18 protein-coding genes are annotated in these 13,434 nt (G+C 58.5%); 8 read left to right on the top strand and 10 right to left on the bottom strand.

Annotated elements, in window-relative coordinates:
* The first annotated feature begins 2 nt into the window (after positions 1–2).
* The 3 genes from HL45_RS12560 to HL45_RS12550 all read left to right on the top strand — a co-directional run bounded on the left by HL45_RS12560 (position 3) and on the right by HL45_RS12550 (position 2,951).
* Positions 3–1,037 carry an ABC transporter ATP-binding protein gene (locus HL45_RS12560; protein WP_049971427.1) on the top strand — a complete coding sequence of 345 codons (1,035 nt, stop codon included), beginning with the start codon at positions 3–5 and terminating at the stop codon, positions 1,035–1,037.
* A complete protein-coding gene (locus tag HL45_RS12555; protein ID WP_233274768.1) occupies positions 1,030–2,379 on the top strand; it encodes an ABC transporter ATP-binding protein in 1,350 nt (449 codons plus the stop codon). The genes HL45_RS12560 and HL45_RS12555 overlap by 8 nt, the downstream gene beginning before the upstream one ends.
* A gap of 107 nt (positions 2,380–2,486) precedes the next feature.
* A complete protein-coding gene (locus HL45_RS12550; RefSeq protein ID WP_049971426.1) occupies positions 2,487–2,951 on the top strand; it encodes a hypothetical protein in 465 nt (154 codons plus the stop codon).
* Between the two features lie 123 nt (positions 2,952–3,074).
* Here HL45_RS12550 and HL45_RS12545 read toward each other — a convergent pair whose 3' ends face one another.
* The 9 genes from HL45_RS12545 to HL45_RS12505 form a co-directional block, all read right to left on the bottom strand.
* Entirely contained in the window at positions 3,075–3,314 is a 240-nt protein-coding gene (locus tag HL45_RS12545; RefSeq protein WP_049971425.1) for a hypothetical protein, read from the bottom strand.
* 94 nt (positions 3,315–3,408) lie between these two features.
* Positions 3,409–4,485, bottom strand: a complete 1,077-nt coding sequence (locus HL45_RS12540) for a M42 family metallopeptidase (protein ID WP_049971424.1) — start codon at positions 4,483–4,485, stop codon at positions 3,409–3,411.
* A gap of 112 nt (positions 4,486–4,597) precedes the next feature.
* Complete coding sequence (locus HL45_RS12535; RefSeq protein WP_049971423.1) at positions 4,598–4,834, bottom strand: hypothetical protein; 237 nt, start codon at positions 4,832–4,834, stop codon at positions 4,598–4,600.
* Positions 4,835–5,028: 194 nt separating this feature from the next.
* On the bottom strand, positions 5,029–5,979 hold the full coding sequence (locus HL45_RS12530) for a DMT family transporter (RefSeq protein ID WP_049971422.1): 951 nt from the start codon (positions 5,977–5,979) through the stop codon (positions 5,029–5,031).
* Positions 5,980–6,079: 100 nt separating this feature from the next.
* On the bottom strand, positions 6,080–6,259 hold the full coding sequence (locus HL45_RS12525) for a DUF7556 family protein (RefSeq protein ID WP_049972029.1): 180 nt from the start codon (positions 6,257–6,259) through the stop codon (positions 6,080–6,082).
* A 103-nt stretch (positions 6,260–6,362) separates the two neighbouring features.
* Positions 6,363–6,563: a hypothetical protein gene (locus HL45_RS12520; RefSeq protein ID WP_049971421.1), complete on the bottom strand. Its 201-nt coding sequence runs from the start codon at positions 6,561–6,563 to the stop codon at positions 6,363–6,365.
* Positions 6,564–6,679: 116 nt separating this feature from the next.
* Entirely contained in the window at positions 6,680–8,110 is a 1,431-nt protein-coding gene (locus tag HL45_RS12515; RefSeq protein ID WP_211250854.1) for an ATPase domain-containing protein, read from the bottom strand.
* 78 nt (positions 8,111–8,188) lie between these two features.
* Positions 8,189–8,584: a Zn-ribbon domain-containing OB-fold protein gene (locus HL45_RS12510; protein ID WP_049971418.1), complete on the bottom strand. Its 396-nt coding sequence runs from the start codon at positions 8,582–8,584 to the stop codon at positions 8,189–8,191.
* The gene (locus HL45_RS12505; protein ID WP_084156917.1) at positions 8,581–9,750 is read right to left on the bottom strand and encodes a thiolase domain-containing protein; all 1,170 of its coding nucleotides are present in this window, start codon (positions 9,748–9,750) and stop codon (positions 8,581–8,583) included. The genes HL45_RS12510 and HL45_RS12505 overlap by 4 nt, the downstream gene beginning before the upstream one ends.
* A gap of 758 nt (positions 9,751–10,508) precedes the next feature.
* Here HL45_RS12505 and HL45_RS12495 point away from each other — a divergent pair.
* From HL45_RS12495 to HL45_RS12480, 4 genes are all read left to right on the top strand, one after another.
* Complete coding sequence (locus HL45_RS12495; protein ID WP_049971415.1) at positions 10,509–11,498, top strand: TackOD1 domain-containing metal-binding protein; 990 nt, start codon at positions 10,509–10,511, stop codon at positions 11,496–11,498.
* Between the two features lie 113 nt (positions 11,499–11,611).
* A complete protein-coding gene (locus tag HL45_RS12490; RefSeq protein WP_049971414.1) occupies positions 11,612–11,899 on the top strand; it encodes a hypothetical protein in 288 nt (95 codons plus the stop codon).
* A gap of 51 nt (positions 11,900–11,950) precedes the next feature.
* The gene (locus HL45_RS12485) at positions 11,951–12,325 is read left to right on the top strand and encodes a hypothetical protein (protein ID WP_144240081.1); all 375 of its coding nucleotides are present in this window, start codon (positions 11,951–11,953) and stop codon (positions 12,323–12,325) included.
* Between the two features lie 101 nt (positions 12,326–12,426).
* Positions 12,427–12,735 (top strand): hypothetical protein, encoded by a 309-nt coding sequence (locus HL45_RS12480; RefSeq protein ID WP_049971412.1) that lies wholly within the window; start codon positions 12,427–12,429, stop codon positions 12,733–12,735.
* A 15-nt stretch (positions 12,736–12,750) separates the two neighbouring features.
* On the opposite strand, the gene HL45_RS20865 is transcribed toward HL45_RS12480, so the two are convergent.
* Positions 12,751–12,903, bottom strand: coding sequence for a hypothetical protein (locus HL45_RS20865; protein ID WP_158413697.1), 153 nt, complete (start codon positions 12,901–12,903; stop codon positions 12,751–12,753).
* 146 nt (positions 12,904–13,049) lie between these two features.
* Here HL45_RS20865 and HL45_RS20455 point away from each other — a divergent pair, with 146 nt between their 5' ends.
* The gene (locus HL45_RS20455; RefSeq protein WP_144240080.1) at positions 13,050–13,331 is read left to right on the top strand and encodes a hypothetical protein; all 282 of its coding nucleotides are present in this window, start codon (positions 13,050–13,052) and stop codon (positions 13,329–13,331) included.
* Positions 13,332–13,434 lie beyond the last annotated feature (103 nt).

Genomic DNA, 13,434 nt, shown 5'->3' with positions numbered 1-13,434 from the left:
AAATGGCCCTCCTTGAAGTCGAAGACCTCGAAGTGTACTACGACAGCGAAGACGGCCCCGTGAAAGCGGTCGACGGCGTCAGCTTCGAAATCGAAGCGGGGGAAACCATCGGTATCGTCGGCGAATCCGGCTGTGGCAAGAGCACACTCGCAAAAGCACTCATCGGCATCCTGCCGAAAAACGGCTACATCAACGGCGGGAGCATCCGGTTCAAGGGCGAAGACTTGACCGAGATGCCCGAAAAGCGCCGCCGCGAACTCCGCTGGGACGAAATTTCGCTCATCGCACAGTCCGCGATGAACGCGCTCGACCCCGTCTACACCATCCGCGAACAGATTATCGAGGCCATCGACGCCCACTACCCGAAGATGGGCCGCACCGAAGCCCAAGAACGAATCGACGAGGCCTTCGACCTCGTCGGACTCGACCGCGACCGCCAGACGGACTATCCTCACCAGTTCTCCGGCGGGATGCGCCAGCGCGCTATGATTGCTATGTCGCTCGTGCTGGAACCGTCGCTCATCCTCGCGGACGAGCCGACGACGGCGCTTGACGTCATCATGCAAGATCAGATTCTCAAACGAATCAACGGGATTCAGCGCGAGAGCGCCACCGCGATGATGGTCATCACGCACGATGTGGCCGTCGTCGCGGAAACCTGCGACCGTGTCGTCGTCATGTATGCGGGCGAAGTCGCGGAGGAAGGCCCGTCCGAGTTCATCTTCGGCGAACCGTACCACCCCTACACGCTCGGGCTGAAAAGCGCGTTTCCGGATATCCGCCAATCGAGTCAAGACCTCGTGAGCATCGGTGGCCATCCGCCGGATTTGAGCAACCCGCCGAGCGGTTGCCGGTTCGCGGAACGCTGTCCGCTGGCGACCGAGAAATGTACCAGAGAAGACCCACCCGAAGTGACCCACGGCGAACTGCGGTCGTACTGCCATCACGCAGACAAAATCGACACGCAGTTGCGCCCCGTTGCGAGTCGAGCGAAGACGTGGGAAAACGAGGCGTCCATGGAGGTGAGCGATGACTGACGCGAATCCCTCCGCGGACGACGACACGCTCGTCCGCGTCGAAGGGTTGGAAAAACATTTCCCGGTCGGAACCGGCCTCGTGAGCAGTTTCATGAAATCCGTTCGCGGCGAGGAACCGGACGCGGTGCACGCCATCGACGGTATCGACTTCGACCTGCGCGAGGGCGAGACGTTCGGCATCGCGGGCGAATCCGGGTGTGGTAAAACGACCACCGGAATGTGCCTGACGAAACTGTACGACCCGACGGGCGGAAGCATCTACTACGACGGCGAGGACATCGCGGACAAGAGCGGTTCCGGCCTGTCGAACTTCCGGCAGAACGCCCAGATGATTTTCCAAGACCCGTTCGAGAGCCTGAACCCGCGGATGACGGTGTACGACACCGTGGTCGAACCGCTTCGTATCCACGACGTTCCGAACCAGCGGTCACGAGTTCAGCGGGCGTTGGAGTTCGCCGAACTCGAACCAGCGGAGGCCTACTTCGACCGCTATCCGCACGAACTGTCGGGTGGTCAGCGCCAACGCCTCGCTATCGCTCGGGCGTTGGTCATCGACCCGGATTTCATCGTCGCGGACGAACCAGTGTCGATGCTGGACGTGAGCCTTCGGGCGGGCGTCCTCTCCCTACTGGAGCGCATGACCGACGAGTTCGGCCTTTCGGTCGTCTACATCAGCCACGACCTGTCGCTCCTGCGCCACATGTGCGACCGACTCGCCATCATGTACATGGGAAAAATCGTAGAACAGGGGCCGACGGAGGAGATAATCACGAATCCGAAACACCCCTACACGAGAGCGCTCATCGACGCGGTGCCGGTTCCCGACCCGACGGCGGGTCGGGAACGAGTCGAACTGGAAGGCGAAGTCGGTGACGCGATTAACGTGCCGACCGGCTGTCGGTTCCGGAAGCGGTGTCCGAAACTTATCCAGCCGTCGGAGTACGACCTTTCCACCGACGAATGGGCTGCCGTCAGAACCTTCATGCGGTCAGTTCAGTTGCGCGACATCGAAAGCCGCGACGAGTCGAATATTCGAGAAGAATTCTTCGCCGATACCTCCCTCAACGGCGAAGCGGGCAATATCGTGGACGAGGGAATTTCGCTGGTTGCCTCGGAAGAATTCAATGAGGCTGACGACCTACTTACCGGTCGGTTCGAAGAGGAGAGCGTCTGTGCTAATGCACTGCCGCCGCTTCACGAACGAACAGACATCGAGGGAGAGCGGGAAGTCGCCTGTCACCTCTACGAGAGCGAACAGGGCTACGACCCCTACGCGCAGATGGACGGTGCGCCCGGCGAAGAGAGTGCCGACCACGCGACTTCCTCCGTAGACGCCGACTGAACGTCCACATCGTTTTTTTTGCGGCCCCGAAACCGAACTCGGCCGAAGGCTACAGTAGTATCGCTGTCGTGCCGAATAGGGTCGGAGAAGCTCCCGACTGATGCAGTATGTTCGGTAACAACGACGCTCGCGTGATTCCAGATGGCGGAAAAAACGGCGAAACAGGAACAGACGATGGTACCGAAACCACCGGGAGCGGAGACACAGACCACACTCCGGAGGACGGCTATCATTTTCGTCTCGGCGGCCTGTCGCTCGACCTTTCCGGCGTCGAGGCTGACATCGACGGATTGACGCTCGGCCTGGATGCGGTAGAACTCGGCGTGTCAAAAACCGGAGGCTCGAACGCCGAGGAGTCCGGCTCTCGGCTCCGAAGCGTGCGAAACTTGACTCCGAAAAACGACCGCTCCGGACGTTTCGGAGCGCGGGTAGGCGCGTTCGTCGGGCGTCTCGTTGGCAGTCTGGTCACGTTTTGTCGAGTACGGATTTCGACTGCTGTTGGACGAACTTCGTTCTCGCCTACGCAAATCCGAACGGGAAGACGAATCGACGGAATCGAGCGCAGAGGATGAATCCGATGGAGCGACGACCGATTCGAAGGATTCGAACGAGGAACTGATAGCGCAACTGGAACGGGCGATGGAGCGCGACTAATCCGGGTGTGGGAATTCGAACGAACAACGGCTTTCGACCGACTACCCGCGGCGTTTTCGCTGGCTTTCTTCGGCCTCGGATTCCAATTGCTCGGCGCGAATCTGGTCTTTCACTTTTCGTCGCCACTCCCAGATGCCCGCGACGATGACGAGCACGCCGCCCGCCGCGCCGCGAAACGGTTGCCCCGAAAGCGAGAGTGCGACGAAAACGACGACTGCGAACAGCAGCGAGACGCCAAGCGTAATCTTCTCCCACCCGCGCTGTGGCCCTCGGAGACGCATGTTCGGTGGTTGGCGAGCAGGGATGTGAACGTTACGGGAACCCACCTCGGTTGCTGGTACATTTCAATTCACTCTAATCCCAGTTCAATCCAGTTCAGCGCGGCCTGCGAATCTCGTCTCGACTCGGAAACTCGCGGTTCAGTGCAGATAACAGAACCTCGGCAGTTTCCGCCGCGTCCGCCATTGAGAGCGTTTCGACCGGCGAATGGGAGTACCGGCAGGGAACCGCGATTGCTCCGGCGTGGCGGCCGCCGCGAACCTGCTGGAGTTCGGTCGCGTCGGTCGAACCGGTCAACATCAAGTCGTGTTGGATTTCGACGCCTGCCTCCTTCGCGGCCTCCTGTAACCACGTTCTGGTTTGGCGGTCGACGATGACGCCACCGAAGAGGTACTTCGACGTGCCGTCGCCGAACTCCACCACTGGGCCGCCGTCTAGCGTCGATTTCGCGCCGTCTACTCTCCCGGCGGGGTAGTCGTCCACCGGGAAGATTTCGAGCGCGATGCCGACATCCGGGTCGAGGGTGTATCCCGCCGCGCGCGCACCGCGGAGGCCGACTTCCTCCTGTACGGTGGCGACGTAGTGAACCGTCGCGTCCACGTCCTCCTCGCGGGCGAGGGCGAGCAAAATTGCAAGCGCGATTCGGTCGTCCAGCGCCCGGCCCGCGATTCGGTCGTTTCCGAGTCGGGTGACGCCGCAGTCCCACACCGCGTAGTCGCCGGGTTCGACGCCGAGTTCGGCCACGTCTTCGGGCGTAGTCGCGCCGATGTCGATGCGGAGCTTTTCCGGGAGCGATTCTTTTTCTTCGCTGTTCATGTAGTGGCGACAGCGCGGGCCGATGACGCCGGGAACACCGTCGGGGCCGACGCGAACGCGCTGGCCGGACAGATTTCCTTTGTAGTGCCCGCCCAGCATTCGGAACGTGAGAAAGCCGTCTTCGTCTACCCGGTCTACGAGAAAGCCCAGTTCGTCGGTGTGGGCCGCGAGCATGATTTCGAAGTCGGTGTCCTCGCTCCCGTCGCTCGTCGCGGTGACGTTGCCCATCGCGTCGAACGAAACGTCGTCTACGTGGGGTTCGATTAGTTCGGCGAATCTGTCGGCGACGGCGTACTCGTTTCCGGGCGCACCGGGCGTCTCGACCAATGCTTCGAGGTCTTCGAACGAAACGTCCATGCGTGAATCCCGGATGAACGGGGGGTTAATCGTTCGGGTCGATGCAAAATAGTCGCTGTCGAATGCAATCGCTGCCGAATCGAGAAAAATCGGGTACGAAAGAGGGAGAGCGTTATTCGGCGTCGAAACCGAGTTCGGAAAGCGTCTCCTCCGAGACGCCGATGTCGAGCATTCGTCGGCGGAAATCCTGCTGCTCTGCATCCGAGAGATCGATAGCTGTGCCGTCCCCAGCGCGGTCGTCGCGGCCGCGACGACCGCGCTGTGCTGTCTCATACGCGTCGCGGATGAGTTCGGCTTCTAGTTTGGGAACCGATTGGGGAATCTCAGGAGATTTTCTGATTCCAGACATCGTTTCCCGCCACTCACAGGAGGGTGTTAAAGTTATTTCAAGCTAACAGATTTGTCTTTTCCCAGTTGTACAGTCGCATTTCGTGATATGTGTACCTTTGTAAGGGTTGTACCATTCGACGTGGCAAATTAGGTCACACGAACGTTGATGTAGTGATGCATGGATTTCGAACCTACGCGCCGTCTACGCGTTCGTCATTGCGTTTCTGCCGATTCGGTCGTCTGTCGAACGCGTCCGACGGCCGTTTTCACAGCTTCGAAATTCAACAGGAGGAAGCCGACGAAAATAACCAAATAGCCGAAAAGCGCCTCGGGCGGCAGTCGTTCGCTCAGCACGAGCCACCCGGCGACCGACGCGACGACCGGGATGAGATACTGGACGAAACTGGCGCGAACCGCGCCGATGTCTTCGATGAGCGTGAAGTATGCGCTGTATCCGACCGCAGTCATGAACACGCCGACGTACAGGAGGGCGACGAGGGCGGTCAACGTCGGTTCGACCGATGCGATCGATTTGCCGGTTCCGATACTCACGATGTGCATCGCAGGTGCGGCGACGGCCATCGACCACGCGGCCACTGCCAACTCTCCGAGTTCGTGGTTCGACCAGCGAATGAGGATTCCGCCGATGGCGAGGCTCACGACGCCGAGGAGGATGTACTCCTCTCCGAGCAGGTTTCCGGAGACGAAGCGACTGGGATTCGGTTGGACGACGATGCCGACGCCGACTAGTGCGACGAGGACGCCGACCAGACCGAATCGGGAAAGTCGTTCGTCCGCGAGGAGGAACGCCGCGAGCGCAATCGTCAGCACTGGGTCTAAACTGTAGATGATTGCCGCCACGCCGCTGGTCGTCCCCTGCAATCCGATGAAGAGGAACGCCAAGCTACCGAACGTGAAGAACACGCCGCCCGCCAGTATCCCAAGTACGTCCTGTCGGGTGCGTGGTCGCCAATCGTCCGTCCGAAGCATCACGTAAGCCAACAGCAGAATCGCCGCGATGTCGATTCGAAACGCCGCGAACAGCAGTGGCGGAATGTACGACAGTCCGACCTTCATCGCGACGTATCCCAATCCGAGCAGTACCGCGGTCAGCAAAAAGAGTACCTGCACGCGGTTTGGCGTCGCTATTCGTTCCCCACCCATGAAAAGAGATACCACGCTATTCGTCCTAACCGTTGTGGTGCGACCTCACAAAAATGTGATACAACCCGGTACAGTGGGTTGTAGACCGTTCGGTTCCCGACTACCGCCAGTTTGCAAGCGCCAGTGCGTCCGGCAGGTCTACTGCAAGCCACACGTCGTCCTGAGTAATGTCCGCGATAATCGCCCGGTCGGGACATCGGTCGTCAGGCGTTTCGTCGATTGCGAAGACGATTTCGCGGTCGTCGTCGCCAGTCCGTTCGTCGAGTGCTGAGTTTGTCATTGCGTCAGTTGCCGCTGGGGTTTCGGGATGTTCGTCCGGTCGTTTCAGATTGGGTTTCGGATGGGAGTGTAAAACCGGTTGTGCCCGACAGTGCAAGCCGAGGTTATTCGAAATCGTCCGGGTCAAACTGGTATTCGCCGTCGTGGGGCGTTGGAACCGGCAGTTCGAACGAAAGGTCGGCCATGAACATCTTCATGACGACGAGCATTCCGATGAACGTCGGGAGTAGCGCGAAAAACGGGACTGTCGTTCCAAGCCAACGAATCGTTTCCCAGAATGATGCGAGTGTGAGTGTTATTCCCATGCTCCCGTTGGATGCAAACTGACACTGGTAACATATAACAATGTCGGTTGTAGGTCGAAGTTCCACCCCATTATTTTACATTTCGTAGTGCTCGATGCGTCTACGCCCTGTTCGATTTATCCGGAGTCGTCGTCGATTCGAGGCATTCCGGTGAGTATTCCTTGCAGGTTATCCATCGGCTCTCCGACCTTGATTCCGTTCTTCGTGATACTGAACTCCCGAAGGAAGCGTTCGTAATCGCTGGTTCGCTTTTTCAGGACGCCGATTGCCTTTCGTAGTTCGCCTCCCAGTTCGAGATGCTGTAAGAGGATGATGTTGTCCGCGAGATAGCTGATTCCCTCGCCGGTCGCTTTGACCTGTCCGGTCATCGAATCGTGCTCGGTGATGAGAATGACCGTCACACCCATGTTTTTGAGATACCGACAGAGTGCCTGCATCGTCTCGACGAGATTCAGTCGGTCGTCGCGGAGCGAGACATTGTAGCCCTCGATACCGTCTATCATCACGATGTCCGTCTCGTGGGTTTCGACTTCGCGCCGAACCATGTTCGCAAATTCGACCGACGAGCGCTTTACGGGTTCTATCTCCTCCAGTTGGAGCGAATCGGAATCGACCATTCGTTTCACTGGCACGTTGATGGCTTCGCTCCGCTCGCGGAACGTTTCTGTGCTCTCTTCGAACATGTAGATGACCGAGCGTTCACCGCGACCCGCGGCCTCTTTCATGAACTGCGTTGCGAACGTGGTTTTTCCGACGCCGGTCGCCCCGCTGATTACTGTCGTGGTTCCGCGCTCGATACCGCCGTCGAGCAGTTGGTCTACCTGCGGAATACCCGACGAGAGACTTTCAGGTTGGAAGTCGCGTTCGTGCACTTCGGGGTCGAGTGCGGGAAAGACCGCGATGCCGTCGTCGGAAATCTGCAGTCCGTGTACTCCCTCTCGGGCGCTTTTCGGAGCTTTCGGAACGGTGAGCGTTCGAGCGCGCTCGTCTCGACGGAGTTCGAGTCGTCCATCGTCAACGAACGACAGCACTTCTCCGTATCGGTCGGTACGGCACGTAAACACGACCGTCGCGCCGCGCTCTTTGAGATGTCGCGCCAGACCGACGAGTTCCTCCCGATACCGCGCAGAATCCGAAAAGAGGTGACGAAGCCTCGTCACCGGGTCAACGACGACGCGGTCGGGGTCGAGTGCGGAGATGCGCTCGGCGATACGACCGACGAGGTCGGCATCGGAAACGTCCGCGACGAACGTTTCACGCGGCTCGTCGGCGGGTTTCGTCTCGGCACGCACGTCCAGAAACGAGATGTCATCGGTGTCGATTCCGACCGAATCGGCCTTTTCTTGGAGTTCGTCGGGATTTTGCGAGCAGTGAACGAACAAGGACGTTTCGCCCTGTTCGAGGCCCGCTTCGAGAAAACGAAGTCCAACGAGCGTCTTTCCCGCACCAGCGTCGCCACGAAGGACGTACGACCGTTCTGCGGTGAGTCCACCGTTGAAAACGGTGTCGAGGCCACGGATGCCAGTCGATAGTCGTTCAGCAGACATTGGTATAATCGCAGATTACTGCCGTAAAATTGTTGCGGATAGTTCGAACAACTAGTTATTTGTTAGCGGTGAAACTACTCAATCGAGCGGTGAGAACACCGGGGCGGGCATCCCTTCGATTTCGATTGTCGTGGTGAACGCCACCTCGTCCTCGATTTCGACGCTCCCCTCGATCCGTCCGAGAAGGTGTGCATCGCCCAAATCCACGATTGCGACCTGATAGGGGCCTTCGACACCCACCGGCGGAACCGTAATCGTCGTTTCGCTGTGAACTGCACCCGTTTCCGGAAGGTCGTGGAGTTCGAGATTCCGGCCGCCGCACTCGCCACACGCCCGCTTTGGGGTCGCGGTGACGTGGCCACACGAGGAACATTCGAGGCCGACGAGGTTCCCCGATTCGAGCTGTTCTCGCCACTCCGCGTAGGTCAGGCCGACTTCCGTGTTTCTGTTGTCGTCCGAATGTTCGCTCGTCATACTCGTTCCTCCATGACGGTGACGACGGTGGTTCCGGCGTCGCCGCCGAGGTTGTGCGCGATTCCCGTTTTCGCATCCTCGACTTGCCGCTCACCGGCGGTTCCGCGGAGTTGTTTCGTCAACTCCACGATTTGGGCGGTTCCGGTCGCACCGATTGGGTGTCCCTTAGATTTCAGGCCGCCACTGGGATTCACTGGGAGTTCCCCGTCGATGTAGGTTCGGCCCTCGCCGGTTGCCGCTCCGCCTCTCCCGTCTTCGAACAGCCCCAGCGCCTCGATGGCCAGCACCTCCGCACCCGTGAAACAATCGTGGACTTCAGCGAAATCGACGTTCTCTGCTCGGATTCCGGCTTGCTCGTATGCCTCCCGCGCGGCGTCGCGGGCGGACTGCGTCGCGGAAAGCGATGTCTTGTCCGCCAGCGGAATCGCGTCGGTGCGGTGGCCGACGCCGGTCACGTCAACCGGTTCGCCCGCGAAGTTTGCCGCGAGGTCGGAGGAGACGACGACCACCGCGGACGCGCCGTCCGAAAACGGACAGCAGTCCATGAGGTGGAACGGGTCTGCGACGATTGGGCTGTCGAGAACCGCCTCGACGGTCGTATCCTTGCCGAAATGCGCGTGGGGATTGAACTGCCCGTGGTGATGATTTTTCACGGCGACTTCGGCGAGTTGCGCCTCGGTCGTCCCGTACTCGTGCATGTGGCGTTTCGTGAGCAGTGCGAACACGCCGGGGAAAGTCAGTCCGGCGGGTTGCTCGTACTGTCGGTGGGCCGCGCTGGCAAAGATTTTCGTCATCTCGCCGGTTCCGAGGCCGGTTTCGGGCGTACATCGTTCCGCACCGCCGACCAGTGCAACGTCGTGGATTCCAGATTCGACGGCTTGAACGGCGTGTTTGAACGCGTTCGAGGAGGTCGCACAGGCGTCCTCGAATCGCTGGCAGGGGATGCCTTGCAGGCCGATGTGGGTCGCCAGTTTCGGTGCGAGGTGTGTGTCGGATTCGGCTTGGCCACCCAGCGCGTTGCCGAAGTAGAAGGCGTCGATTTCGTCCAACGAGACAGAAGCGTCGTCGATAGACGCGAAGGCGGCGTCCGCGAACAGTTCCTCTATCGGTTGGTCGTGGGGGCCGAAGTCCGTCATCCCTGCCCCGACGACGACAGCTCGTGACATGTCGGGTCGTTTGGTAAGCAGGGGCAAGAAACTACGGAATCGGATACATCGTTTGGGTGAGAACATGTAGTGAAGACATGTTGCAACCGCATCGCAAGAGCATGGTTTTCTCGGTTCGAACTCTGTCGTTTCGGACTTTGTTTTTCGCTTGTCGTTGTTAGCAATTACCGACTCCACTGAAACCGCCACCGCAACCGCGCCACGCCCTCCCCAACCGACTCCCGCACTCGCTTTCGCTCGTTTTGGTCGTCCCTCGCGCGGTAATCAAGAGGCCTGCGGATAATCCGCAGGCCTCCCAATGCACGCGCCGGAGAGTATGTGAAAATTCGTACAATCCGAATTTGTGCGGTGGCGCGCGGAGGCGAACCTCCGTTCGGAGGTTTGCCCGCGCGAGGGGCGACTGAGTGAACGAATGTGAACGAGGGAGTTGGTTGGGGAGGGCGTGGCGCGGTTGTAGTGTTTGGAGTCGGGATTTGTTATCTCCTGAAAACGGAGAAGTTGTGTTTCGTAACCAACCCACGAAGAAATGCGAACCAGCATCGAGACTCTACGAAGTAATTCAGCCGATTCCTGAACTACCCCACAACGTCCGTAACCACGACCTACGAATCGACAGCGCGGTCTGCCCGAACCGAAACCCCGACAAAACCCCACGAAAGACCGTTTACGCGACCGACCACAAAATACGACCCACGATTGAAACGTCCTAACGAGTAGCCGAATCATTACTAAATACCCGCTTCCCATCGTGTGAGAGCATGGCTTCGCCGGGAACGGTACGGCTGTTGACCGCTCTTTGGGAGGGTTCGCTGGACGAGGTTCGACCGACGCTGGACGTGGATACGGGGGAAGTCACCTATCCCGACGCGACACAGCAGTTGGACGACCGAGACGGGGAGACGTTCGACGTGTTGGAAACGCTGGCGGAACGCGACCTCCTGTACCGTGAGTTTCAGGAAAAACAGTACATCTGCCCGCGCTGTGAGGCGAAGGGGATGCAGTACACCACGGCGTGTCCGACGTGCGAATCGCCGCAGACGATTCGAACCGAACGATACATCCACTCCGACTGTGGCTACGACGGACTGCGCGGGCAGTTCGTCGGCGAGGACGGGGTGGCCTGCCCCGACTGTGAGACGACGCTGGAATCGCTTTCCCAACTCGATTCCGAAGCGGTTCACATCTGCGAGGACTGCGAAACCGCGTTCGAAAGACCCGCGCATCGACTCCGTTGTCGTGAATGCCTCCTCGTTTCCCAACCACTCCAAACCATCGAGCGAATTCTGTATCGCTACTATATCAGCGATGAGGGTACGAACTGGGTGGAAAAGCAGTTGACCGCGCGGCAACTACTGGTCGAGATTTTGGAAACGAGAACGCTCGAAACGGAAATCGACACGACGGTCGAAAACCGGTCGGGGGAGTCGGTTCCGGTTCACGTCTTCGCGCACGACGACCTGCTCGACGACCGCGTCGTCGGCGCAATTCACGAACGACCGGACGAAGCGGACGTTCGAGAACTGCAATCCGTCGCGGCCGACGCGAACGCACGCGCGACGCTCGTCACCACGTCGGGGGAAATCGTCGGCAACGACGTCTCCGAGATGGTTGCCGAGAAGGGGGTGTCAGTCCTCCGACTGACGAAAAACGATACGCTCCGGCGCGAGTACGAAATCGTGGAGGAGACGGAAGCGCGGAACTCATTCGTCGGGCGAATCGCCAATATTTTCAAACCGCAGCACGGATAATATTCTCTGTGTTTCGAAGTCACGTTTCGTGTGACATATCTCGACCTGCACCGACGGATTAGTGTTCGGTCGGCACATACCTGCATTGCTGTGTACGCGAACGTACGGTAACCATGCTCAACCGACTCAACCCCTTCAGCCGAAGTAACGCGAAAAAGAACTCGCAGAGAAAGAGCGACCACAACATCGAGATTCGGTGTCCAGAGACGATGGAACTGCTGGCGACCGAGGAAACCGACCCGGATGAGTGGGACTCGAACGTGGACGACGGCGAGGGAATCGCAACCTACGACTGTTCGCACTGCGGCGGTCAGCATCGGTATCTCTGGGGGCCACCGGTTCCGCTCATCCTTGACGAACAAACCACCGACAGCGAACCTGTGCTGTTCGGTGACGAGTGAGTTTTCGGCGGACGTCGGCGCACCGAGTGCTTATACCGATTCGTTCCTGAGATGATGTATGAACGGAGAGACGGAACGATGCGAGGGATGAAGTTCGGCGGCGGGCGGATTTTCCGCATTTTCGTACTATTGCTGATCTTCTCGCTCGGACGACGACTGTTCTTCGGCGACCGGGGCGGGCCGCTCGGCGGAACCGGCATCGACAGCGCGATTCTCGTCGGTATCGGCGTCGGCGTCCTCGTCATCGGCGGCGTTCTCGCGTATCGAGCGGGTATGTTCTCCAGAAATGGGTCTTCGTCAGCAACGACCACGGAACCGCCCGAGGGAGGGTACGTGTGTCGATACTGCGGGACGAATTTGGAACGATTCCGAAACCGCTGTCCGTACTGTGAGACGCGGAATCCGGTGACGAATCCGGACGAATAGCGGGACGGTTTCTGTGATGTCGTATCGGTAACGAAAACGACGTGTGGCTGCTACGACTGTCCGCTTCAATTATTAAGATGGTTGGGTTGCTATGACATACCATGAAATCCGAGACGCTCTTTCGAGTACTCGTCGCCGGAGTGCTCACCGTTGCGCCGACGTTGTTGTTCCTCGGATTGTGGCGAGGGTTGATGACCCTCCGTGACGACGACCTTGTCAATCGCACCGTGAACGGCGAGTTCGGTTCGGTGCCGAACTCCTTGCTTCGTCCCAGCCTGCCCGGTTCTTCGAAAGCCAGTCGTGACCCTACGACCGTAAATCGCCCCGAAGCCTCGCTTCGGTGTCGAACCTGCGACGCGGAAAATCCCAGCTACGCCGACTACTGCGGCAACTGTCTGGAAAAAATGTGATGGCCGTTCGAGCGCCTAGTTCCCCTCGCGCTCGATTGTGGCTTCGTAGGTTCGACCCGAAAGTTCGAATCGCACACTATCGCTGTCGTGGCCGACCACTCGCTCCGCGACGCGTTCGTCGGTCTGTAGCACGACGGTTTCCGTTTCGCCGTCGAGAAACGCATACAAAGCTAAAATTGTATTTTCTCGGTCTTACCAAATACACATTTGTCGAACCGCGTATCTTATAAATATCTTTCATCTATGGATAGGAAAACATGGTGAATAATTTCGGCTTCCGAATTTTTATTGGAGTCATTTTGATCGTGGGTGGTGTGGCAACGAGCGGACTTTTAATCGATAAACGACCAGCAGTGCTTGAATACCATGCCGAAAATATTTCTCCGGATAGCGCTTCCATTTCGGAAACTACAATGGTTACAACGGCTGAGCGAAAAAAATCCATAGTAGAGGTCAGTTCTCTTTCAAATCAAAATCAGAAAATAGTTGCGCAAGCGATTTCCGATCCTAATTCGTCGAATAGCTTGACAAAAAGCAAAAAGAATCGTTCCCAAGATTTGTCATTCGTGATGTGGGATTATACGAGATACAGATAAATGAAACATACAACGATTATCGTTTATCTACGACAAAGATCAGTGGTGAACGTCGTCTGGCGGCGCTTTCTCTGCAAATTCACGACTTTGATAATAAGGGCGG

The sequence above is a fragment of the Haladaptatus cibarius D43 genome, assembly GCF_000710615.1.
GTDB lineage: Archaea > Halobacteriota > Halobacteria > Halobacteriales > Haladaptataceae > Haladaptatus > Haladaptatus cibarius.
The sequence above is the reverse complement of the archived record's forward strand: the minus strand, read 5'-3'. Positions and strand labels throughout refer to the sequence as shown.